General features: G+C 69.1%; 16 protein-coding genes and 1 pseudogene. 13 read left to right on the top strand and 4 right to left on the bottom strand.

What is annotated here, in order from left to right:
- The first annotated feature begins 111 nt into the window (after positions 1-111).
- The 4 genes from N7E59_RS04845 (at position 112) to N7E59_RS04830 (ending at position 4,449) form a co-directional block, all read left to right on the top strand.
- The gene (locus tag N7E59_RS04845; RefSeq protein WP_261623787.1) at positions 112-1,644 is read left to right on the top strand and encodes an AbgT family transporter; all 1,533 of its coding nucleotides are present in this window, start codon (positions 112-114) and stop codon (positions 1,642-1,644) included.
- 154 nt (positions 1,645-1,798) lie between these two features.
- Positions 1,799-3,178 carry a M20 family metallopeptidase gene (locus tag N7E59_RS04840; RefSeq protein ID WP_261623786.1) on the top strand — a complete coding sequence of 460 codons (1,380 nt, stop codon included), beginning with the start codon at positions 1,799-1,801 and terminating at the stop codon, positions 3,176-3,178.
- 124 nt (positions 3,179-3,302) lie between these two features.
- Positions 3,303-3,722, top strand: coding sequence for an organic hydroperoxide resistance protein (locus N7E59_RS04835; RefSeq protein ID WP_261623785.1), 420 nt, complete (start codon positions 3,303-3,305; stop codon positions 3,720-3,722).
- Positions 3,723-3,912: 190 nt separating this feature from the next.
- Positions 3,913-4,449 carry an NADPH-dependent FMN reductase gene (locus tag N7E59_RS04830; protein ID WP_261623784.1) on the top strand — a complete coding sequence of 179 codons (537 nt, stop codon included), beginning with the start codon at positions 3,913-3,915 and terminating at the stop codon, positions 4,447-4,449.
- A 57-nt stretch (positions 4,450-4,506) separates the two neighbouring features.
- Here N7E59_RS04830 and N7E59_RS04825 read toward each other — a convergent pair whose 3' ends face one another.
- Positions 4,507-5,340, bottom strand: coding sequence for an SDR family NAD(P)-dependent oxidoreductase (locus N7E59_RS04825; protein ID WP_261623783.1), 834 nt, complete (start codon positions 5,338-5,340; stop codon positions 4,507-4,509).
- 160 nt (positions 5,341-5,500) lie between these two features.
- Positions 5,501-7,102: a malate synthase A gene (gene aceB / locus N7E59_RS04820; protein WP_261623782.1), complete on the bottom strand. Its 1,602-nt coding sequence runs from the start codon at positions 7,100-7,102 to the stop codon at positions 5,501-5,503.
- A 220-nt stretch (positions 7,103-7,322) separates the two neighbouring features.
- On the opposite strand from aceB, the gene uraD reads away from it, so the two are divergent.
- From uraD to pucL, 3 genes are all read left to right on the top strand, one after another.
- Positions 7,323-7,817, top strand: a complete 495-nt coding sequence (uraD, locus tag N7E59_RS04815; protein ID WP_261623781.1) for a 2-oxo-4-hydroxy-4-carboxy-5-ureidoimidazoline decarboxylase — start codon at positions 7,323-7,325, stop codon at positions 7,815-7,817.
- On the top strand, positions 7,814-8,140 hold the full coding sequence (gene uraH / locus N7E59_RS04810; protein ID WP_261623780.1) for a hydroxyisourate hydrolase: 327 nt from the start codon (positions 7,814-7,816) through the stop codon (positions 8,138-8,140). Before uraD ends, uraH begins: the two co-directional genes overlap by 4 nt.
- 77 nt (positions 8,141-8,217) lie before the next feature.
- On the top strand, positions 8,218-9,105 hold the full coding sequence (gene pucL / locus N7E59_RS04805) for a factor-independent urate hydroxylase (RefSeq protein WP_261623874.1): 888 nt from the start codon (positions 8,218-8,220) through the stop codon (positions 9,103-9,105).
- A gap of 387 nt (positions 9,106-9,492) precedes the next feature.
- On the opposite strand, the gene N7E59_RS04800 is transcribed toward pucL, so the two are convergent.
- On the bottom strand, positions 9,493-10,275 hold the full coding sequence (locus N7E59_RS04800; RefSeq protein WP_315942985.1) for an IclR family transcriptional regulator: 783 nt from the start codon (positions 10,273-10,275) through the stop codon (positions 9,493-9,495).
- A 169-nt stretch (positions 10,276-10,444) separates the two neighbouring features.
- Between N7E59_RS04800 and N7E59_RS04795 the strand changes: the two genes are divergently transcribed.
- The 3 genes from N7E59_RS04795 to N7E59_RS04785 are packed head-to-tail and all read left to right on the top strand — an operon-like array spanning position 10,445 to position 14,171.
- Positions 10,445-11,848 carry an NAD-dependent malic enzyme gene (locus N7E59_RS04795; protein WP_261623779.1) on the top strand — a complete coding sequence of 468 codons (1,404 nt, stop codon included), beginning with the start codon at positions 10,445-10,447 and terminating at the stop codon, positions 11,846-11,848.
- A complete protein-coding gene (locus N7E59_RS04790; RefSeq protein WP_261623778.1) occupies positions 11,845-13,224 on the top strand; it encodes an HpcH/HpaI aldolase/citrate lyase family protein in 1,380 nt (459 codons plus the stop codon). The genes N7E59_RS04795 and N7E59_RS04790 overlap by 4 nt, the downstream gene beginning before the upstream one ends.
- A gap of 47 nt (positions 13,225-13,271) precedes the next feature.
- Positions 13,272-14,171 carry a bifunctional allantoicase/(S)-ureidoglycine aminohydrolase gene (locus N7E59_RS04785; RefSeq protein ID WP_261623777.1) on the top strand — a complete coding sequence of 300 codons (900 nt, stop codon included), beginning with the start codon at positions 13,272-13,274 and terminating at the stop codon, positions 14,169-14,171.
- A gap of 67 nt (positions 14,172-14,238) precedes the next feature.
- Here N7E59_RS04785 and N7E59_RS04780 read toward each other — a convergent pair whose 3' ends face one another.
- Positions 14,239-15,939, bottom strand: coding sequence for a nucleobase:cation symporter-2 family protein (locus N7E59_RS04780; protein WP_261623776.1), 1,701 nt, complete (start codon positions 15,937-15,939; stop codon positions 14,239-14,241).
- A 256-nt stretch (positions 15,940-16,195) separates the two neighbouring features.
- Here N7E59_RS04780 and N7E59_RS04775 point away from each other — a divergent pair.
- From N7E59_RS04775 to gcl, 3 genes and pseudogenes are all read left to right on the top strand, one after another.
- Positions 16,196-16,969: pseudogene (locus N7E59_RS04775) on the top strand (hydroxypyruvate isomerase family protein); the annotation flags it as partial.
- Complete coding sequence (locus tag N7E59_RS04770) at positions 16,866-17,951, top strand: 2-hydroxy-3-oxopropionate reductase (RefSeq protein ID WP_315942984.1); 1,086 nt, start codon at positions 16,866-16,868, stop codon at positions 17,949-17,951. The pseudogene N7E59_RS04775 and the gene N7E59_RS04770, both read left to right, overlap by 104 nt.
- Positions 17,952-17,990: 39 nt before the next feature.
- A complete protein-coding gene (gene gcl, locus N7E59_RS04765) occupies positions 17,991-19,787 on the top strand; it encodes a glyoxylate carboligase (RefSeq protein ID WP_261623774.1) in 1,797 nt (598 codons plus the stop codon).
- Positions 19,788-19,796 lie beyond the last annotated feature (9 nt).

Raw genomic sequence — 19,796 nt, 5'->3', positions numbered from 1 at the left:
CTGGGAGCTCGGCGACCTGTGTCGTGCCCGGCGAAGCGCCCGGGGGTGGGACAGGATGAAGGAGACGGGCCGACAGCCCCCAGGGGCGGTGGACGACTGAGGGGGAACTCCATGGCCAAGAGCAGCTCAGCAGGATCGAAGCAGACCTCACGCGTATTCGACGCCATCGAACGCCTGGGCAACAAGTTGCCCGATCCGTTCGTCCTCTTCGTCGTCTTGGCCCTCATCGTCATCGTGCTCTCCGCGGTGGCCAGCGGGCTGGGCGCCTCCGCCGAGCATCCGCAGACCGGCGACGAGGAATCGGTGCGGAGTCTGCTCACGGGCGAGGGCGTCGAGTTCATGCTCACCTCGATGCTGGACAACTTCACCGGCTTCGCCCCGCTGGGTCTGGTGCTGGGCATCATGCTGGGCATCGGATTGGTCGAACAGGTCGGGTACCTCGACTACGCCATCCGCAAGAGCGTCAGCCGCGTACCCGGGTTCCTGCTGCCCTATATGGCCGTCTTCGTCGGCATCATGGGCAACATCGCCTCCGACGCCGCCATGGTGCTGATCCCGCCGCTGATGGCCATGGCCTTCTACAAGGTCGGACGCCACCCCATCGCCGGGCTCGTCGCCGGCTTCGCCGGAGCCGGAGCGGGCTTCACGGCCAACCTCATGGTCGCCGGCACCGATGCGCTCCTGGCCGGCATCACCACCGAAGCGGCCCGCATCGTCGACGACTCGATGACGGTCTCCCCTGTGGCCAACTGGTACTTCAACATCGTCTGCGTCTTCGTTCTCACCTTCGTGGGCGGTCTGATCACCACCCGGATCACCGAGCGGCGGCTGGGCACCTACGAGGGCGCCGCGGTCCAGATGGAGGACGATCGCGCCCCGACCGCCCGTGAGCATAAGGGCTTCCTGCTGGCCTCGGGAGCCGGCCTGCTCTACGTGCTGCTGATCGCCGTGGCCGTGATGATCCCGGGAAGCCCGCTGCAGGGTGAGGACGGCGCGGTCATCGACTCGCCCTTCATGGACGGGATCGTTCCGCTCATCCTGATCTTCTTCATCGTCATCGGTGTCACCTACGGCATCGTCGTCGGGGAGATCCGCAGCACCGGCGACGTCTCCAAGCACATGGCCGCCGCGATGGCGACGATGGGCACCTACATCGTCATGGTGTTCGCCATCGCCCAGTTCATCGAGTACTTCAACTGGTCGAACCTCGGACTCTGGGTGGCCGTCTCCGGCGCGGAGTTCCTGGAACGCGTCGGCTTCACCGGCGTGCTGCTGATCCTCACCTACACGCTGTTCACCGTGCTGCTCAACCTGCTGATCACCTCAGGCTCCGCCCAGTGGGCCCTGCAGGCGCCGATCTTCGTGCCGATGCTCATGCAGCTCGGCTACCACCCGGGATTCATCCAGGCGGCCTACCGGATCGGCGACTCCTCGACGAACATCGTCACACCGCTCTTCCCCTTCATGCCGGTAATCCTGGCCTACATGCAGAAGTACGACAAGAAGGCCGGCATCGGCACATACATCTCGCTGATGCTCCCGTACGCGGTGGGCTTCTTCATCGCTTTCAACATCGTGCTCTACGTGTTCTTCTTCCTCGGGATCCCGTTCGGCCCAGGTGTTCCGGTGTACCTGGACCAGTGAGCCGGTGCCGGGCGAGGTCCGGCGCCCTCGGCCGTCCGCGACCACGTGGTCCGGCAACATGCTCCGACCACATGCCCCGACCACGAACCGCGTTCACATGCCGCGTCGGCATGTCACGATGAAGTCCCACGATGAAAGGTGAGTGCAGCGCACAGTGCGGCGAGAATACGAGAACCTCAGCGGCCCCTCCGACTTCTATCTGTCCCAGCTCGACAGGGAGACCGCACAGCGCGCCGAGGCGGCCGCGCACCTGCAGGACGCGCCGGACGAGGCCGACGGTGCGGCGGACTCCGGGGCGTCGGATCAGCTCCGCAGCGCCCTGGAGACCATCACGGAATCGCTGCGCACCGACCTGATCGACCTGCTCTACAGCCTCCATCAGCACCCGGAGGTCGCCTTCGAGGAGCACCGGTCGGCCGCGGAGGTGGCGGAGCTGCTGCGTCGACACGGGCTGGACGCCGTCATCGGCGGCTTCGGGCTCGACACCGCGGTGCACGCCGAGGTGACCTCGGCCGACTTCGACCCCGAGACCGACCGGACGATCGCCGTGCTGGCCGAGTACGACGCACTGGTCGGACTCGGCCACGGCTGCGGCCACAACGTGATCGCCGCGACCGCCGTAGGGTCGGTCGTGTCCCTGGCCCGGCTCCTCACCGAGGACCCCGCCGCGTTCCGGGGCCGGGTGGTGCTGCTGGGCACACCGGCCGAAGAGGGCCGCACCGGCAAGGAGCACATGGCGCAGCACGGAGCCTTCGACGACCTCGACGCGGCGATCATGATCCACCCCTACGGCTACGACCTGGCCGACCAGGTGTGGCTCGGACGCAGAGTGCTGACCGCCGAGTTCGAGGGCGTCTCCGCCCACGCCTCGGCCCAGCCGTTCCAGGGACGCAACGCCCTGGATGCGGCGTCGTTGGCCTACCAGGGCCTCGGGCTGCTCAGGCAGCAGATGCTGCCGGTGGACCGGCTGCACGCGGTCATCACCGAGGGCGGGGAGAGGGCCTCGATCATCCCCGACCGCGCCTCGATGGACCTCTACGTCCGGTCCAAGTACCCCGAGAGCCTGCGCGAACTCTCCGAGCGTGTGGAGGACGTGCTCAGGGGTGCCGCCCTGATGACCGGGACCAACCTGGCGCTGACCTGGGACGAAGACCCTCCCAGCCTTCCGGTCCGGACGAACTCGGCGCTCACCGACCGTTGGACGGCCGCGCAGTCGCGGCGGGGGCGGTCACCGCTGCCCGGCGGCGTCGTCCCCGAGACCGTCGCCGCGTCCACCGACTTCGGAAACGTCAGCTACAGGGTGCCCGGGATCCACCCGCTGCTGAAGATCTCGGACTCCGACGTGGCCCTGCACACCGTCGAGTTCCGAGAGGCCGCAGGCTCGCCCCGTGCCGAGGACGCCGCGGTCGACGGAGCCTTCGGGCTCGCGGCCACCGCACTGGACTTCCTCGTCGACGACGAGCTGGCGGCCCGGGTGCGTGAGGAGTTCGAGGCCTCCGGCGGAGCGGTCGACGTCCCGAGCTTCTTCGACTGAGGCCGCCCGGCCCCACGACGTTCCGGCCCCGGGCCCCTGGACGCCTCTGCGGCGATGTGTTGAGCTGGAGGAGCCAGCAGACCTGGACACATCACGGCCCGTCAGGGCCCGTAAGGAGGACAGTATGGAGACCCTGTACACCGCAGAGGCCATCGCCACCGGCTCCGGCCGGGACGGCCACGTGCGCACCGACGACTCCCGCATCGACCTCGGCCTCTCCGCCCCGGAGGCGATGGGAGGCGACGGGCAGGGCTCCAACCCGGAGCAGCTGTTCGCCTCCGGATACGCCGCCTGCTTCCACGGCGCCCTGCAGCTGGTCGCCAAGCAGGCCGGCAAGGACGTCGGCGACTCCTCGGTCGGTGCGAAGGTCAGCATCGGCAAGGGCGAGGACGGCATGGGGCTCGCGGTCACCCTGGAGGTCGTCGTGCCGAACCTGCCGCAGTCCGAGGCCCAGGAGCTCGCCGACCAGGCGCACCAGGTGTGCCCGTACTCCAAGGCGACCCGGGGCAACATCGACGTCGACGTCGTGGTCACCGACGACTGACCAGTCACGACTGACGTCAGGCCACTGACGAGAGTCCACTGACGCTGTCCGGCCGGTCCGCCGAGGATCATCCTCGGCGGACCGGCCGACGTCGTCCTGCGCCGGACCTCCCCGACCGGAACGACCGATAGGGTGGAGGACCACCGTCGGGGCCGCGGCGGAACCGTCGAGAGCAGGGAGCAGAGGCAGGATGACGACGATCGGGTACTTCGTAGGCAGCTGGGCGGAAGGATCGGTCAATCGGAAGCTGGCCCGCACACTCGTCGAACAGGCTCCGGAGGACGTGGAGATGCGGGACCTGGACATCAGCGGACTCCCGCTCTACGGCCGGCACCTGGACGAGGACTTCCCCCAGGTGATGCAGGACTTCAAGGACCGGGTGGAGGCTGTGGACGGGCTGCTGATCGTCACCCCGGAGCACAACCAGTCCTTCCCCGCGGCGGTGAAGAACGCCGTCGACATCCTCACCCGGCCCGGCGGCACCTCGGTGCTGCGCGGCAGGCCGGTCACGATCGCCGGCGCCTCCCCGGGCCGATTCGGCACCATCAGCAGCCAGTCCCAGCTGCGGCAGTTCCTGCCGATGCTGGGTGTGCGGTTCATGGGGACGCCCAACCTCGCCGTCGGCGGAGCGAAGGACGTCTTCGACGACGACGGCGTCGCCGACGAGCAGACCGCCGCCCGGGCACGGAAGTTCGTCGCCGCGTTCGCCGACTTCATCCGCGCCTGAGCGGCGGCCTCCGACCAGACGGCGGTCCGTCGTACGAGATCCCTCAGACGGGTCTCCTCAGACGAGGTCCTTCATCTTCTCGGCGACCATGCGGATCGCCCGCTTCGGCGTGACGGTGCTCAGCGCACGGAAGGCCTTGGCGTCCTTGCCGATGTGCACGCGGAAGGAGCCCTTCTCCACGGCGTCGACGATGAGCCGTCCCGCCTCCTGCGGCGGGGTCATCGACGGGTCCGAGCTCTTGCCCCCGCCGCCGAACTCGGGAGCCTCCTCGCCCTCGGTGCGGTCGACGCCGGAGTTGGTGCTGATCTCGGTGGCGATCGCGCCCGGGTAGACGGTCGTCACCCGCACGGGGCCGCCCTGCAGCTCCGCGAAGAGGCCCTCGGTGAAGAGGTTGACCGCCGCCTTGGAGGCGCCGTAGACGGTCTGCCCGGGCACCGGGAGGATCGACCCCATCGAGGAGACGTTCACCAGCGAGGACACCGGGCGGCGCTGCAGTTCGGGCAGGAACGCCTTGACCGTGTTCACCGTGCCCCAGAAGTTCACCGCCAGGATCCGCTCCATGGTCGTGAACTCCAGCTCCGTGACGTGGACGAAGGGCTGGATGATCCCGGCGACGTTGATCAGCCCGTCGATCCCGCCGTGCTCATCGCGGATCGCCTGGGGCAGGGCGAGCACCGAGGAGCGGTCGGTGATGTCGATCGGGTGGGCCGAGAACATCGCCCCGAAGTCGGGGTTCTCCGCACCGGCCAGCCGCAGGGTCTCGTCGAGCCCCTCCGAACGGAGGTCGATCCCCGCGACGCGTCCCCCGCGGCGGAGGACCTCCAAGGCGGTGTGCTGTCCGATGCCGGCGCCGGCCCCGGTGATGACGAAGGTGCGTCCTGAGATGTCCATGGTCTCGCTCGACTCCCTGCTGCTCGTCGGCGGCTCGGTGCCGCCCTGGGTCATGATGTGCGGACGTGCGTGTCCTCACGATACTCCGTCGTCGCCCCGCAGGTCAGGGGCGCGGAGATCTGCCCGGGGCGGCACCAGGCCGGGGCGCCCGGAGCCGTGCTCAGGGAAGCAGCTCGTAGGCGGGGATCGTCAGGTAGTCCACGTACTCATCGTCCAGGACCAGCTTCCTGACCACCTCGGCCGCCGGCTCGAAGTAGTCGGCGAAGGCGTCGGCGTCGTCGATCTCGCCGCGGAGCTGCTCGACGACCTCCCGGAGGAGCCGGTCGACAGTCGACGAGCTGATGCGTTCGCCGGTGTCGGCGGCCACGATGCCGTTGTGGATCTGCTGCCACACCTGCGAACGGGAGATCTCGGCGGTGGCCGCATCCTCCATGAGGTTGTGGATGGCGACCGCACCGTTGCCCGAGAGCCAGATCGCGGTGTAGTAGATCGCGACGTAGAGGTTCGTGCGGACCCCCGCCTCGGTGACATCGCCGTCGGCGCCCGCGATGTCGAGGAGGTCCTCCGCCGAGACGCTGACGTCCTCGCGAGTCCGGTCCACCTGGTTCGGGCGCTCGCCGAGGACCGCGTCGAACTCCTCCCGGCAGATGGAGACCAGGTCCGGATGGGCCACCCAGGAGCCGTCGAAGCCGTCGTGGGCTTCGCGGCCCTTGTCCTCGCGGACCTTCGCGATGGCCTGTTCGGTGACGTCGGGCTCGCGCCGGTTCGGGATGAAGGCGGCCATACCGCCCATCGCGAAGGCGCCGCGTCGGTGACACACCTGGACGAGCCGCTCCGTGTAGGCGCGCATGAAGGGCTGGGTCATCGATACCTGGGCGCGGTCGGGCATCACGAAGTGCTCGCCCGAGCTGCGGAAGTGCTTGATGATCGAGAACAGGTAGTCCCACCGCCCGGCGTTGAGCCCTGCGGCATGGTCGCGCAGCTCGTAGAGGATCTCATCCATGTGGAACGCCGCGGGGATGGTCTCGATCAGCACGGTGGCGCGCACCGTGCCGTGCGGGATCCCGAGCCGCTCCTCCGCGAAGGTGAAGATCTCGTCCCAGAGCCGAGCCTCCAGGTAGTGCTCCAGCTTCGGCAGGTAGTAGAAGGGGCCGGTGCCCTTGGACCGACCCAGCTCGGCGTTGTGGAAGAAGTGCAGTCCGAAGTCGACCAGGGCGCCGATCGCCGGACGGCCGTCGATCTCGATGTGCTTCTCCGGCAGGTGCCACCCCCGGGGGCGGACGACGATCGTGGGAAGGTCGACGTCGTCGCGCAGCCGGTACTCCTTGCCCTCCGGGGAGGTGAACTGCAGCGTCCCGCGTGCGGCTTCATACAGGTTCAGCTGCCCCTCGATGAGGTTCTTCCAATGCGGAGACAGGGCATCCTCCAGGCAGGCCAGCCAGACGGCGGCCCCCGAGTTCAGCGCGTTGATGGCCATCTTGGCCGGAGCCGGCGGACCGGTGATCTCCACCCGGCGGTCCCGCAGCGAGTCCGGAGGCTCCGGGACCGTCCAGTCGCCCTCCCGCACGTCCCGCGTCTCGGAGGGGAAGTCCAGCGACCCGGCCTCCGCCGCCTCCTGCTGGGCGGTGCCGCGTGCCCGGAGCCGCTCGTCGCGCACGTCGGCGAAGCGTCGGTGGAGCTCGGCGACGAACTCCAGCGCCTCCCGGGTGAGGACAGTCTCGGCTCCGAAGACCTCGTAGGGCTCATTGACTTCGATGGTCATCGTCTCCCGCTCCTTCAGGGTCGGTGTCTGCGGACGTGAGGGCAGTCTCACTGATTCCGCACACCAGTATCCATGATGTGGAATCACGCGTCCAGATCGCGGATCAGGGGCGATGCAGGCCGCTGGCGGCGGTTGACACGCCGATGAGGGGTGGGTCACACTGCGAAGCGCAGGTGGAACTCAGATTCCACCATACGATAAATCTCGACGAGGAGGTCGTGTGGATCTGGAAGAGTTCAACAGTCTCCCCGCCGAGCAGGCACGTTCGCTGCTGCGTCCGTGCCTCGACGTGGAGAGGTGGACGGAGGTCGTCTCCGCAGGGCGCCCCTACGACGACCTCGACCGATGCCTGGAGGCCGCACGCACCGGCGCCCATCCGCTGACCTCGGAGGAGATCGAGGCGGCGATGGCCCACCACCCGCGGATCGGTGAGCGGGCGGGCGGAGACTCCGTCGAGGCCACCCATTCCCGGCGGGAGCAGGCCGGTCTCGGCGAGCTGGGCGACACGGTCCGGACCCGGCTCGCAGAGGGCAACATCGCCTACGAACAGCGCTTCGGCCGCGTCTTCCTCATCCGAGCCGCGGGACGCAGCTCCGAGGAGATCCTCGCCGAGCTCGAGCGGCGCCTGGAGAACTCCGCCGAGCAGGAGCTCGCCGAGACCGGCGAGCAGCTGGAACAGATCGCAGCCCTCAGATTGGAAGGAATGCTCCGATGAGCCACATCACCGCCCACGTCCTGGACTCGACCGCCGGCACACCTGCTCGCGGCATCGACATCACCCTCTCGACGAGCGACGGGGCGCACATCGCCTCGGCCACCACCGATGACGACGGTCGCGTCGGAGAGCTGGGTCCCGAGACCCTGGAGCCGGGCGGCTATCGGATCGTGTTCGCCGTCGGCGCCTACTTCGAGGCCCGCGGACAGGACCACTTCCACCCCACAGTGACGGTGGACTTCAGCGTCAGGGCCGGCGAGGACCACTACCACATCCCACTGCTGCTGAGTCCGTTCGCCTACACCACCTATCGAGGCAGCTGAGACCGGCACCTCCCCGGCGCAGCTGCGCCGCCACCCCCCCCTCGGCATCCGCCGCAACCCATCCCAGACAGGAGAGCATCGTGAGCAACGTCAGGCTCGGCAGCAATCAGTACGGCAAGGCCGAGAACCGTGTCGTCAGGGTCGTCCGTGACACGGACCGTCATGAGATCCGCGATCTCAACGTCACCTCTCAGCTGTGGGGCGACTTCACCACCGCCCACACCGAAGGCAGCAACGAGCACGTCGTCGCCACGGACACGCAGAAGAACACGATCTTCGCCAAGGCGAAGGAGGTCGGGATCTCCTCGCCGGAGGAGTTCCTGACGGCGCTGGCCGACAGCTTCACCTCCCGCTTCTCCTGGGTCACCGGGGGCCGCTGGGCGGCAGAGGAGTACGGCTGGTCGCGCATCGACGACCACGATCACGCCTTCTTCCGCTCGGCCCCCGAGGTCCGCACCGTCGTGCTGAGCCGCGACGGCGACACCGACCACCTCATCTCCGGCTTCCACGGCCTCACCGTGCTCAAGTCGACCGGCTCCGGGTTCGTCGGCTACCCCCGGGACGAATACACGACTCTGCCGGAGACCGAGGACCGGGTCCTGGCCACGGACATCGCCACCCGCTGGCGCTACAACACCACTTCGCTGGACTTCGAGGCGGTCTACCGGCGCGTGAAGCAGCTGATCATGTCGTCGTTCACCGACCACTACTCCTACGCCCTGCAGGAGACGCTCTACAAGATGGGGGAGAGGGTCATCTCCGAGGTCCCGGAGATCGATGAGATCCGCTTCTCCTGCCCGAACAAGCACCACTTCGTGCAGGACCTGTCTCCGTTCGGCCTGGAGAATCCGAACGAGGTGTTCTACGCGGCCGACCGTCCCTACGGACTGATCGAAGCCAGCATCATGCGTGACTCCGCCCCGGACGTGCCGGAGGCGTGGCAGGGCATCGGCGGCTTCTGCTGAGAGAGGTCCGCTCATCACGCTGAGACGCCTCGGCCCTCCCCCGAATGCCGGGGGAGGGCCGAGGCGTCTCAGCGTGCCGTCAGGTCAGCGGCACTGGGGGAGCAGGCCTCGGAGAGCGGGGACGGAGCAGACCAGAGGGGGCCGCGGTGCGCCCGACGGCTTCATAAAGAAGTCCGGGTCGTCACCTCCGAAGGCGAGCTCCTCGGCGGTCACGTGGATGGGGGTCCTCGACGATGCGGGGACTTCCGGGGTGTTCGAGCAGGTGGTCATGTGAACTCTCCGTCCAGTGGTGAGGGAGCGACTGCGCTGCGATTGTTCTCGCATTGCGGAAGTGTCGTTCCGCTTCATGACATCCAGTGTCCGCGGAGAGTGGGTGAGAGTCAAGGGTCAGGGAGTCTTGAGCTCCTGTGAGATCCGGGAGGCGGCCTCCTGCAGCAGCGGCACCGCCCTGTCGGCGAAGGCCTGATCCACTCGGCTGGTGGGTCCCGAGACCGAGATCGCCAAGGGGGTCGGGGCGTCCGGGACTGCGACTGCGAAGCAGCGGACCCCCAGCTCCTGCTCCTGCTCGTCGACGGAGAAGCCGCGCTCGCGGATCCGCTCCAGCTCCCTCTCCAGGTCCTCGAGCGTGGCGAGGCTGTGGGGGGTGGGGGTCGGCATCCCCGCGGCCGCCACGATCCGGCGCACCTGGTCCCGGGGAAGCTGGGCCAGGATGGCCTTGCCGACGCCGGTGTCGTGGGTGTGCGTGCGCCGGCCCACCTCGGTGAACATGCGCATCTGGTGCGGGGAGGGCACCTGGTCCACGTAGACGACCATGTCTCCGTCGAGCGTCGCGACGTTGGCGCTCTCGCTCAGGTCACGGACCAGCGAGCGCAGGTACGGTCGGGCGATCGCTCCGAGCTGTTCGCCGGCGAGGTTGCCGAGGCGGATGAGTCCGGGTCCGAGGGCGTACCCGCGGTCCGGAAGCTGTCGGACCACCCCGAGTCCGACCAGTGTCTTCAGGAGGCGGTGGATGGTCGGCATCGGCAGGTCCACTGCGGCGGCCAGCTCGCTGAGCGTGGTGTGGCCTCCGGCCTCGGCGATGAGGCCGAGCAGGTCGAACGCCCGCTCGACGGACTGGACGCCGCTGCGTGCAGGGCGGGTCGGCGACGTCTCGGAAGTGGTGCGCATCATGGTGCGAGGTCCCTCCTGGCATGATGTGAGGCGGGGCGCAGTCGACCCGCACGTCGGCGGATCGGTGGGCCTCCCGGAGTTCTTGGGTGAGTCTATAGGGTGGTCGCGATTCCGTATAACAGAAGGTAGTATCCGAGATACGGAAACTTCACTGGATGGGAGGACGCTCATGGCTGCGCCGAGCCCCGGAAACTCGATCACACTGCGGGTGGCCGCACCGGTCGGACAGACCGCCGCATCGGACCTGGTGAGCGTGGTCGCAGGCACAGGGGCGGTCCTGACCTCCCTCGACGTCGCCGAGTCCACCCCTGAGGCGCTGATCGTCGACGTCAGCTGCGACACCCGCGACGCCGCGCACGGCGAGGAGGTGGAGGCGGCCCTGGAGGCTCTCGACGGAGTCGAGGTGCGCACGGTCTCGGACCGAACATTCCTGCTGCACCTCGGGGGCAAGCTGGAGTCCGCGCCCAAGGTGCCCCTCCGCACACGGGACGACCTCTCCGGCGCCTACACCCCGGGTGTGGCACGCGTCTGCCGGGCCATCGCGGCCGATCCCCGGGAGGCGCGTCGGCTGACCATCAGGCGGAACACGGTGGCCGTGGTGACCGACGGCTCCGCGGTGCTGGGTCTGGGGAACATCGGCCCGGAGGCGGCCATGCCCGTCATGGAGGGCAAGGCGGTCCTGTTCAAGCAGTTCGCCGGGGTCGATGCGTGGCCGGTCGCCCTCGACACCCAGGACACCGAGGAGATCATCAGCATCTGCCGAGCGATCGCACCGGCGTACGGCGGGATCAACCTGGAGGACATCTCCGCCCCGCGCTGCTTCGAGATCGAGGCGCGGCTGCGCGAGGAGCTCGACGTCCCGGTCTTCCACGACGACCAGCACGGCACCGCCGTCGTGACCCTGGCGGCCCTGCGCAACGCGCTGCGCGTGGTGGACAAGCGCATGGAGGAGGTGCGCACCGTCGTCTCCGGGGTGGGAGCGGCCGGTCACGCGATCATCCGACTGCTGATGGCCGCCGGGGCGCCTCACATCGTGGCCTGCGGCCGCAGCGGCGCCATCGAGCCGGGATCGGACCAGAGCGACCCGCACAAGGCCTGGATCGCTGAGCATACGAACACCGAGGGCTTCTCCGGCACGCTGAAGGAGGCCGTCGTCGGGGCCGACGTGTTCATCGGCGTCTCCGCACCCGACCTGCTGGGCGCCGAGGACATCGCCGCCATGGCCGAGGGCGCCGCCGTGTTCGCGATGTCCAACCCGGACCCTGAGGTCGATCCGGCCGAGGCGGGGAAGCACGCCGCCGTGGTGGCCACCGGCCGCAGCGACCATCCGAACCAGATCAACAACGTCCTGGCCTTCCCCGGCTTCTTCCGCGGACTCCTCGACGCCGAAGCCTCCGACATCACCGACGCCATGCTCGTCGGAGCGGCCGAGGCGATCGCGGCATGCGTCCCCTCGGAGGAGCTGAACCCCCGCTGCATCGTCCCCTCCGTGTTCGACCCCGAGGTCGCCGAGAAGGTGGCCCTGGCCGTGGTGGAGGCCGCACGCGCCCCGCAGGACGGAGGACGCTCATGAGCGGATCGACCGAAGCCCACCGCGCCCCCACGCTCACCCAGGATCTGCTGCGCGGCATCGACGAGGACCTGGCGACCACGGACGAGCTGCTGCGCACCCGCTACCCCGGGGAACGCGACGTCCGGCAGCCTGTGCACACCGTCTACGTGCCTGCCGACACCTACACCCCGGATCTGCCGCAGCGGTGGGGCCGGCAGGCCGTCGAGGCCGTGGAGGAGCACGGAGGGCTGGTGCGTCTCGCGCAGCAGGTCCTCGACGGTTCCCGCCGCGGGCCCGGACTCATCGCCGCCCCGGAGCGTGCAGGTGCTGACGGTGCTGACGGTGCCGATGACGGATCGGCCGAGGCCGAACGGCTCGCCGACGCGGTGGATCGGAAGCTGCGCACCGAACCCGTCGAGGACCTGAGGATCGACTTCGAGGACGGCTTCGGCGACCGGTCCGACGAGGAGGAGGACCACTGGGCGCGGACGGCCGCGGAGTACGCCGCGCGCGGACTCGCGGCCGAGGCCGCTCCCGGGTCGATCGGGATCCGGTTCAAGAGCATGGAGGCCCAGACTCGGCGTCGCGGCCTCCGCACCCTCGACCTCTTCCTCTCCACCCTGCTGCACGCCTCGGGCGGGCTGCCCGAGCAGCTCGTGCTCACGCTGCCCAAGGTCAGCACCCCCGACCAGGTGGCGGCCATGGTCACCGCCTGCCGCGGACTCGAGCAGGGGCACGGCCTCCCGGAGGGGACCCTCGGCTTCGAGATCCAGGTGGAGACCCCGCAGCTGATCCTGGGAGCGGACGGGACGGTGCCGCTGGGCCCCGCCCTGGACGCCGGAGAGGGGCGCGTGACCTCGCTCCACTACGGCACGTACGACTATTCGGCGTCCTTGGGGATCGCCGCCGCCTACCAGGGGATGGATCACCCGGGGGCCGACTTCGCCAAACATCAGATGATGCTGGCCGTGGCCGGGACCGGCGTCCACGTCTCCGACGGCTCGACCAACATCCTGCCCGTCGGCGAACCCGATGCGGTGGCCGCGGCCTGGGATCTGCACGCCCGTCTGGTCCGTCGTCACCTGCAGCACGGCATCCATCAGGGCTGGGACCTCCACCCCCACCAGCTCCCCACACGGTTCCTGGCCACCTTCTGCTTCTTCCGCGGAGGGTTCGACTCCGCGGCCCGGCGACTGCGCAGCTACGTCCGCCGCGAGGACTCGGCGGTCCTCGACGAGCCCGCCACCGCCAAGGCCCTCGCCCGATACCTCGAGCGGGCCCTGGCCTGCGGTGCGGTGACCGGTGCGGAGGTCGAATCCGCGGCCGGGTTCGCCCCTGAGGGGCTGCGCGGGCTGGCCCGCACGGGTCGGATGGACGACGGCGATGCCATAGGGTGAGGTCGGCCGATGAGGAACCGGGTGGGACGTCGAGAGAGGAAGTGACGATGAACGAGGCCGAGAACGGCACGCAGGCCACCAGCACGAGCACCAGCACGAGCACCGAGACCGCTGCCCGAGCAGAGGCCCGCGGGACGGAGCCGCAGTACTACGCGCCCCACGGCGGACACCCGCCGCAGAGCGACCTGCTCACCGACCGGGCCGTGGTCACCACCGCGTACACCGTGATCCCCCGCGGCGTGCTGCGTGACATCGTGACCACGGTGCTCCCCGAGTGGCGCGCCACCAGATCCTGGGTGCTCAGCCGACCTGTCGCCGGCGGCCCCGTGACGTTCTCACAGACCATCCTGGAGGTCTCTCCCGGCGGAGGCTCGGACGCCCCGGAGCCGCAGGACGAGGTGCAGGGGTTCCTCTTCCTCATGGAAGGTGAGGCCGAGGTCACCCTCGACGGCACCACCCACACTCTGGGTCCCGGCGGATTCGCCTTCCTGCCGGCAGGTGCGCAGTGGACGCTGAAGGCCGTCGGTGACGCACCCGCCCGCCTGCACTGGCTGCGCAAGCGCCACCAGCCTCTGCCCGGGCACAGCCCCGCACCCGTGTTCGGCGACGAACGGGACGTCGAGGCCCGTCCGATGCCGGGCACGGAGGGTCGCTGGCGGACCACCAGGATGCTGGACCCGAAGGATCCGGCCTACGACATGCACGTCAACATCGTCACCTTCGAGGCCGGTGCCGTGATCCCGTTCGCGGAGACCCACGAGATGGAGCACGGCATCTACATCCTCCAGGGCAAGGGCGTCTATCGGCTCAACGAGGATTGGGTGGAGGTCCAGGCGGGCGACTTCCTCGCGCTCCGGGCGTTCTGTCCCCAGGCCTGCTACGCGGGCGGTCCCGAACCGTTCCGCTACCTGCTCTACAAGGACGTGAACCGCCAGGTGCAGCTGTGAGCTGACCCCGGTCGAGGGGCGCGCGGCGGGTGCCGGCGGCCCGCCGACCTGCGGTCCGCCGGCCTGATCACTCTGGACGTCGTGGGCCGCCCGGCTCCCGGTCTGTGACCTCCGAGTCCGGGTCTGCGATCTCCGACTCCTGAGCACGGTCCGGACTCCGGGGGTCGTCCTCCCCGTGGAGCGCCGGGCGTCCGCTCTCGGCGACGATCTGCACCTGAGACGTGTCGGTGATCTCCCCGGCGTCGATCGCGTCGCGGATCTCTGCGACCTTGTCGTCGGGCACCACGGGGATCTCCTCCCCGTCGCAGTCCAGGAACCGTCCGTCGACGAAGACGTCGTCCTCCTTGAGCTCCTTGAGGTTCGTCGGCGACAGCACCCTGATGGGCTTGGCGGCGAAGACCGAGGGATCCTTCGGCGTGCCGAAGCGCAGCTCGTTGAACAGCAGGTTCAGCAGCACGGCCATGACGGCGGCCGATGAGATGCCGGAGTGGAAGATCGTCTGGAACCAGGACGGGAACGCGTGGTAGAAGTCCTCCTGGACCACCGGGATCATCGCGAAGGCCAGGGAGGCCGAGACGATGATGAGGTTCATGTTGCCGTCGAACGCGACGGTCTTCAGATAGCGGATGCCCGATCCGGCCACCGTGCCGAACAGCATGATGCCCGCACCGCCGAGCACAGGCATCGGGATCGCCGCGATGGCCTGTCCCAGCACCGGCAGCAGTCCCATCGTCACGAGGAACACGCCTCCGGCCGCGACCACGAAGCGGCTCTTGACCCTCGTCAGGGCGACGAGGCCGACGTTCTGGGAGAAGGCGGTCTGGGTGAAGGAGCCGAACACCGGGGCGATCGCGGAGGAGAGCATGTCGGCGCGGAGCCCGTCCGCGATCCGGCGACGATCCACCCGGGTATCGATGATCTCGCTGACGGCGATCAGGTCGGCCACGGTCTCGGTCTTGGCGACCAGGATGACGATGAACATGGAGATGATGGCGGCGGCGTCGAACGTCGGCACTCCGAAGGCGAAGACTCCGGGCAGGGAGGCCCATGCGCCGTCGCCGACCTCTGTGAAGTCGGTGAGCCCCATGAGGCCGCCGACGGCCGTGCCCAGGATGAGACCCAGCAGGATCGAGAGCCGTGAGATCGCCGCCGAGCCGATCTTGCTGAGCAGCATGATCGCGCCCAGCGTGATGAACGCGAGGGTGATGTTGGCCAGGGACCCGTAGTCGTCGGCCTCCGAATCGCCGCCCATCGACCAGTTCGCCGCGACGGGGATCAGGCTGAGGCCGATCGCGGTGATGACCGTGCCCGTCACCACGGGAGGGAAGAAGCGGATGATCGAGGCGAAGAAGGGTGCGATGACGAATCCCGCGAGACTGGCGACGATGACCGCGCCGAGCACCGTGGTCAGATCGTTTCCGGGTCCGGCCAGGATGGCCAGCATGGTCGCGACGCCGGCGAAGGAGACCCCCTGCACCAGGGGCAGCTTGGCCCCGAGGTAGGGGAGACCCACACTCTGCAGGACGGTGGCGAGGCCCCCGACGAAGAGGCTGGCCGTCACCAGCAGGGCGGTCTGCTCACCGGTCAGCCCCGCCGCCGTGCCGATGATCAGCGGCACGGCGATGATGCCCCCGTACATGGTCAGCACGTGCTGCAGTCCGAACATCGCGAGCCTCGGGATGGGCAGCCATTCGTCCTCGGGGCGGTCCGACCCGCGAGGCACCGTGGTCTTCCTGCGGGCCCTCCGGCCGGGTGTCTCTGCGCTCATGGGGCGATACCTCTCAGTCATGCCGTCGCGACACATGAAGCTGTCGGATTACGGAAGTCATATTCCAGATAGTGAATTCGAGTGTAACCCCGGTCACACTCGTCGCGTCAAGGTCGACACGGCGCAGGGGCGGCCCCAGGGGTTCCGGGGATGTTGACGGAGGTGTGCTCGAGTCGTAGTATCACTTTCAAGATGCGGATGAGAGTTCTCGCATCACGAAATCTGATCCGTCGATCACCCGTGCAGGAGGGCCCCGATGACTGCGACCTTCGACTTCACCTCTCCGCGGAGCTATGTGCTGAACTGCTCGACGCTCCTCACCGAGCTCCCCGTGATGGAGCGGCCCGCGGCCGCCCGAGCCGCAGGCTTCACCGACGTGGAGTTCTGGTGGCCCTTCGACGGCGAACCCACTCCCTCGTCCGAGGACGTCGATCGGTTCGTCGTCTCCCTCGAGGACGCCGGGGTCGCCCTCCGTGGGCTCAACTTCTGGGCCGGCGACATGTCCCGCGGCGACCGGGGGATGGTCTCGGTGAAGGGCCGGTGCGAGGACTTCGCCGAGAACGTCGCGCTCGCGACCTCGATCGGGGAGCGGACGGGGTGCACCGCCTTCAACGCCCTCTACGGGCTGCGGCAGGACGGGCAGACCGAGCAGGCCCAGGACGACATCGCCGTCGAGAACCTCCTCCTGGCCGCCGAGAAGGTGGCCCCGATCGGCGGCACGGTGCTCGTCGAGCCGGTCTCCGGGGCGGACGAGTACCCCCTGAAGACCGCCGCCGCCGCCCTGGACGTGGTCCGCCGCGTGCGGGAGCAGGGCGGGGAGAACGTCGGCCTGCTCGCCGACCTCTTCCACATGCACGTCAACGGCGACGACGTCGGAGCCGTGATCGAGGCGCACGCCGCCGAGTTCGCGCACGTCCAGATCGCCGATGCTCCCGGTCGCGGAGCTCCCGGCACCGGAGAGCTCCCGCTCCGGCGGTGGATCGAACGGTCCTACGAGCTCGGCTACACCGGCCGCATCGCACTGGAGTACAAGCAGGACAGGGAGACGGCCTTCGACTGGCTCTCCGCCTAGGCCCCGACGCAGCCCCGATCCACGAGAGAGAGGACCCCCACTCATGAGCAGGACGATCGCATTCATCGGACTCGGAATCATGGGCCTTCCCATGGCGAAGAACCTCCAGGCCGCCGGATTCTCCGTCGTCGGCTGCAACCGGTCCCCCGAGCGGGCCGAGCAGCTCGCCGAGGCCGGTGGCCGCGCCGCCGGCTCCATCGCCGAGGCGGTGCAGGGCGCCGACGTGATCATCACGATGGTCCCGGACTCCCCGGACGTCCGAGAGGTGCTCACCGCCGACGACGGAGTGCTCGCGCACGCGGAGCCGGGCGCCTACTGGATCGACGCCTCGACCATCCGCCCCGACGTCGCCGGCGAGCTCGCCGACCAGGCCCGTGAGGCGGGGCTGCACCCGCTGGACGCACCGGTCTCAGGCGGTGAGCAGGGCGCCATCGACGCGGCGCTGTCCATCATGGTCGGCGGTGAGCAGGCCGACTTCGACGCCGTCGGCGACGTCCTCGGGGCCGTCGGGAAGACCGTCGTCCGGGTCGGCCCCTCGGGGTCCGGCCAGACCGTCAAGGCCGCCAATCAGCTCATCGTCGCGGGCAACATCCAGATGCTGGCCGAGGCCGTCGTCTTCCTCGAGGCCTACGGCGTCGACACCGACTCCGCCCTCGAGGTCCTCGGCGGAGGGCTGGCCGGCTCCAAGGTGCTGGACCAGAAGGGTCGGAAGATGTTGGACCGGTCCTTCGACCCCGGATTCCGACTCGAGCTGCACCACAAGGACATGGGCATCGTGACCGCCGCCGCCCGCGAAGCCGGCGTCGTCATCCCCCTCGCCGGCGCCGTGGCCCAGCTCGTCGCAGCCACTGTGCGGCAGGGCGACGGAGGTCTCGACCACTCCGGACTCTTCAAGCTGGTCGAGCAGCTCTCAGGCACGGGCGACCCGACCCGAGGCTGAGCACCCCACGGGGACCCTCTGACGAATGGAGCAGCACTCATGACCCGCATGCGAGCCGTGGACGCCGTCGCCCTCATCCTCGAGAAGGAGGGGGCCTCGGAGACGTTCGGACTCCCAGGAGCCGCCATCAATCCCCTCTACTCAGCGATGAGGGCCCATGGGGGCATCCGCCACACCCTGGCCCGACATGTCGAGGGCGCCTCCCACATGGCCGACGGCTTCACCCGGGCGGCCCCCGGCAACATCGGGGTGTGCATCGGCACCTCGGGCCCCGCCGGCACCGACATGATCACCGGACTCTACGCCGCCCAGGCCGACTCCCAGCCCATCCTGTGCATCACCGGGCAGGCGCCGGTCCCGGTCCTCGACAAGGAGGACTTCCAGGCGGTGGACATCGCCGCAGTCGCCGAGCCGCTGACGAAGATGGCCAAGACCGTGCTCGAGGCGGGGCAGGTGCCGGGCGCCTTCCAGAAGGCCTTCGGGCTCATGAGGTCCGGCCGTCCCGGCCCCGTGCTGATCGACCTCCCCCTGGACGTGCAGCTCACGGAGATCGAGTTCGACATCGACATGTACGAACCGCTGCCCGTCGGACGGCCGGAGGCCACCGACGCGCAGGCGGAGAAGATCCTGGACATGATCGCGTCGGCCGAACGTCCGATCATCGTGGCCGGAGGCGGGATACTCAACGCCGGCGCCGAGGACCGACTGGTCGAGTTCGCCGAGCTCCTCGACGTCCCCGTCTCCCCGACGCTCATGGCCTGGGGCGCGATCCCCGACGACCATCGGCTGATGTCCGGGATGGTGGGAATCCAGACCCACTCCCGCTACGGCAACGTCTCCTTCCTGGAGTCCGACCTGGTGGTCGGCATCGGCAACCGGTGGGCCAACAGGCACACCGGGGACCTCGAGGTGTACCGCCGCGGTCGGCGGTTCGTGCACATCGACGTCGAGCCCACCCAGATCGGACGGGTCTTCGCCCCCGACTTCGGCGTGGTCTCGGACGCGGGTGCGGCGCTGGACGCGCTGCTGCGGGCCGCCCGGCGTCGTCGCGACGGCGCCGGACTCCCGGACTTCTCGGACTGGTCGCAGAGCTGCGAACGGAGGAAGTCCACGCTCCACCGGAAGACGAATTTCACCGAGCGGCCGATCAAGCCCCAGCGCGTCTACCAGGAGATGAACTCCGTCTTCGGTCAGGACGCCACGTATGTGACCACCATCGGTCTGAGCCAGATCGCCGGCGCCCAGATGCTGCACGTCTACCACCCCCGCCGCTGGATCAACGCAGGGCAGGCCGGGCCGCTCGGCTGGACCGGACCCGCCGCCCTCGGGGTCGCTCGGGCTACGCCTGACGCCACGGTCGTCGCCCTCTCGGGAGACTACGACTTCCAGTTCATGGTGGAGGAGCTGGCCGTCGGCGCCCAGCACCGGATCCCCTACCTCCATGTGGTGGTCAACAACTCGTATCTGGGACTGATCCGCCAGTCCCAGAGGGGCTTCGACATGGACTTCGAGGTCTCGCTGGCGTTCGAGAACATCAACCTGACCGGGCCCTCCGCCGGCTATGGCGTCGACCACGTGGCCGTCGCCGAGGGGCTGGGCTGCAAGGCGCTGCGCGTGGAGGACCCCGAACGGATCGCCGACGGACTCCGGGAGGGCCTGGAGCTGATGCGGGAGCACCAGGTGCCGGTGGTGGTGGAGGTCATCCTCGAGCGGGTGACCAACATCGCGATGGGCAGGGCCCTCGATAGTATCGAAGAGTTCGAGGCGCTCGCCCAGACCGCGGGCGAGGCACCCACCGCGCTGACCCCGCTCGCAGAGCTGACGCCCACGCCGTGACGCCGGTCC

It is taken from the genome of Nesterenkonia marinintestina, assembly GCF_025420485.1.
Classification (GTDB): Bacteria; Actinomycetota; Actinomycetes; order Actinomycetales; family Micrococcaceae; genus Nesterenkonia; species Nesterenkonia marinintestina.
This window is presented reverse-complemented; position numbering and strand designations above follow the sequence as displayed.

Excerpts from the sequence above, each read along its gene's own strand:
- N7E59_RS04845 (WP_261623787.1), top strand. The coding sequence starts at position 112 with ATGGCCAAGAGCAGCTCAGCAGGATCGAAGCAGACCTCACGCGTATTC.
- N7E59_RS04835 (WP_261623785.1), top strand. The coding sequence starts at position 3,303 with ATGGAGACCCTGTACACCGCAGAGGCCATCGCCACCGGCTCCGGCCGG.
- N7E59_RS04830 (WP_261623784.1), top strand. The coding sequence starts at position 3,913 with ATGACGACGATCGGGTACTTCGTAGGCAGCTGGGCGGAAGGATCGGTC.
- N7E59_RS04825 (WP_261623783.1), bottom strand. The coding sequence starts at position 5,340 with ATGGACATCTCAGGACGCACCTTCGTCATCACCGGGGCCGGCGCCGGC.
- aceB (WP_261623782.1), bottom strand. The coding sequence starts at position 7,102 with ATGACCATCGAAGTCAATGAGCCCTACGAGGTCTTCGGAGCCGAGACT.
- uraH (WP_261623780.1), top strand. The coding sequence starts at position 7,814 with ATGAGCCACATCACCGCCCACGTCCTGGACTCGACCGCCGGCACACCT.
- N7E59_RS04800 (WP_315942985.1), bottom strand. The coding sequence starts at position 10,275 with ATGATGCGCACCACTTCCGAGACGTCGCCGACCCGCCCTGCACGCAGC.
- N7E59_RS04795 (WP_261623779.1), top strand. The coding sequence starts at position 10,445 with ATGGCTGCGCCGAGCCCCGGAAACTCGATCACACTGCGGGTGGCCGCA.
- N7E59_RS04790 (WP_261623778.1), top strand. The coding sequence starts at position 11,845 with ATGAGCGGATCGACCGAAGCCCACCGCGCCCCCACGCTCACCCAGGAT.
- N7E59_RS04785 (WP_261623777.1), top strand. The coding sequence starts at position 13,272 with ATGAACGAGGCCGAGAACGGCACGCAGGCCACCAGCACGAGCACCAGC.
- N7E59_RS04780 (WP_261623776.1), bottom strand. The coding sequence starts at position 15,939 with ATGAGCGCAGAGACACCCGGCCGGAGGGCCCGCAGGAAGACCACGGTG.
- N7E59_RS04770 (WP_315942984.1), top strand. The coding sequence starts at position 16,866 with ATGCTCCCGGTCGCGGAGCTCCCGGCACCGGAGAGCTCCCGCTCCGGC.
- gcl (WP_261623774.1), top strand. The coding sequence starts at position 17,991 with ATGACCCGCATGCGAGCCGTGGACGCCGTCGCCCTCATCCTCGAGAAG.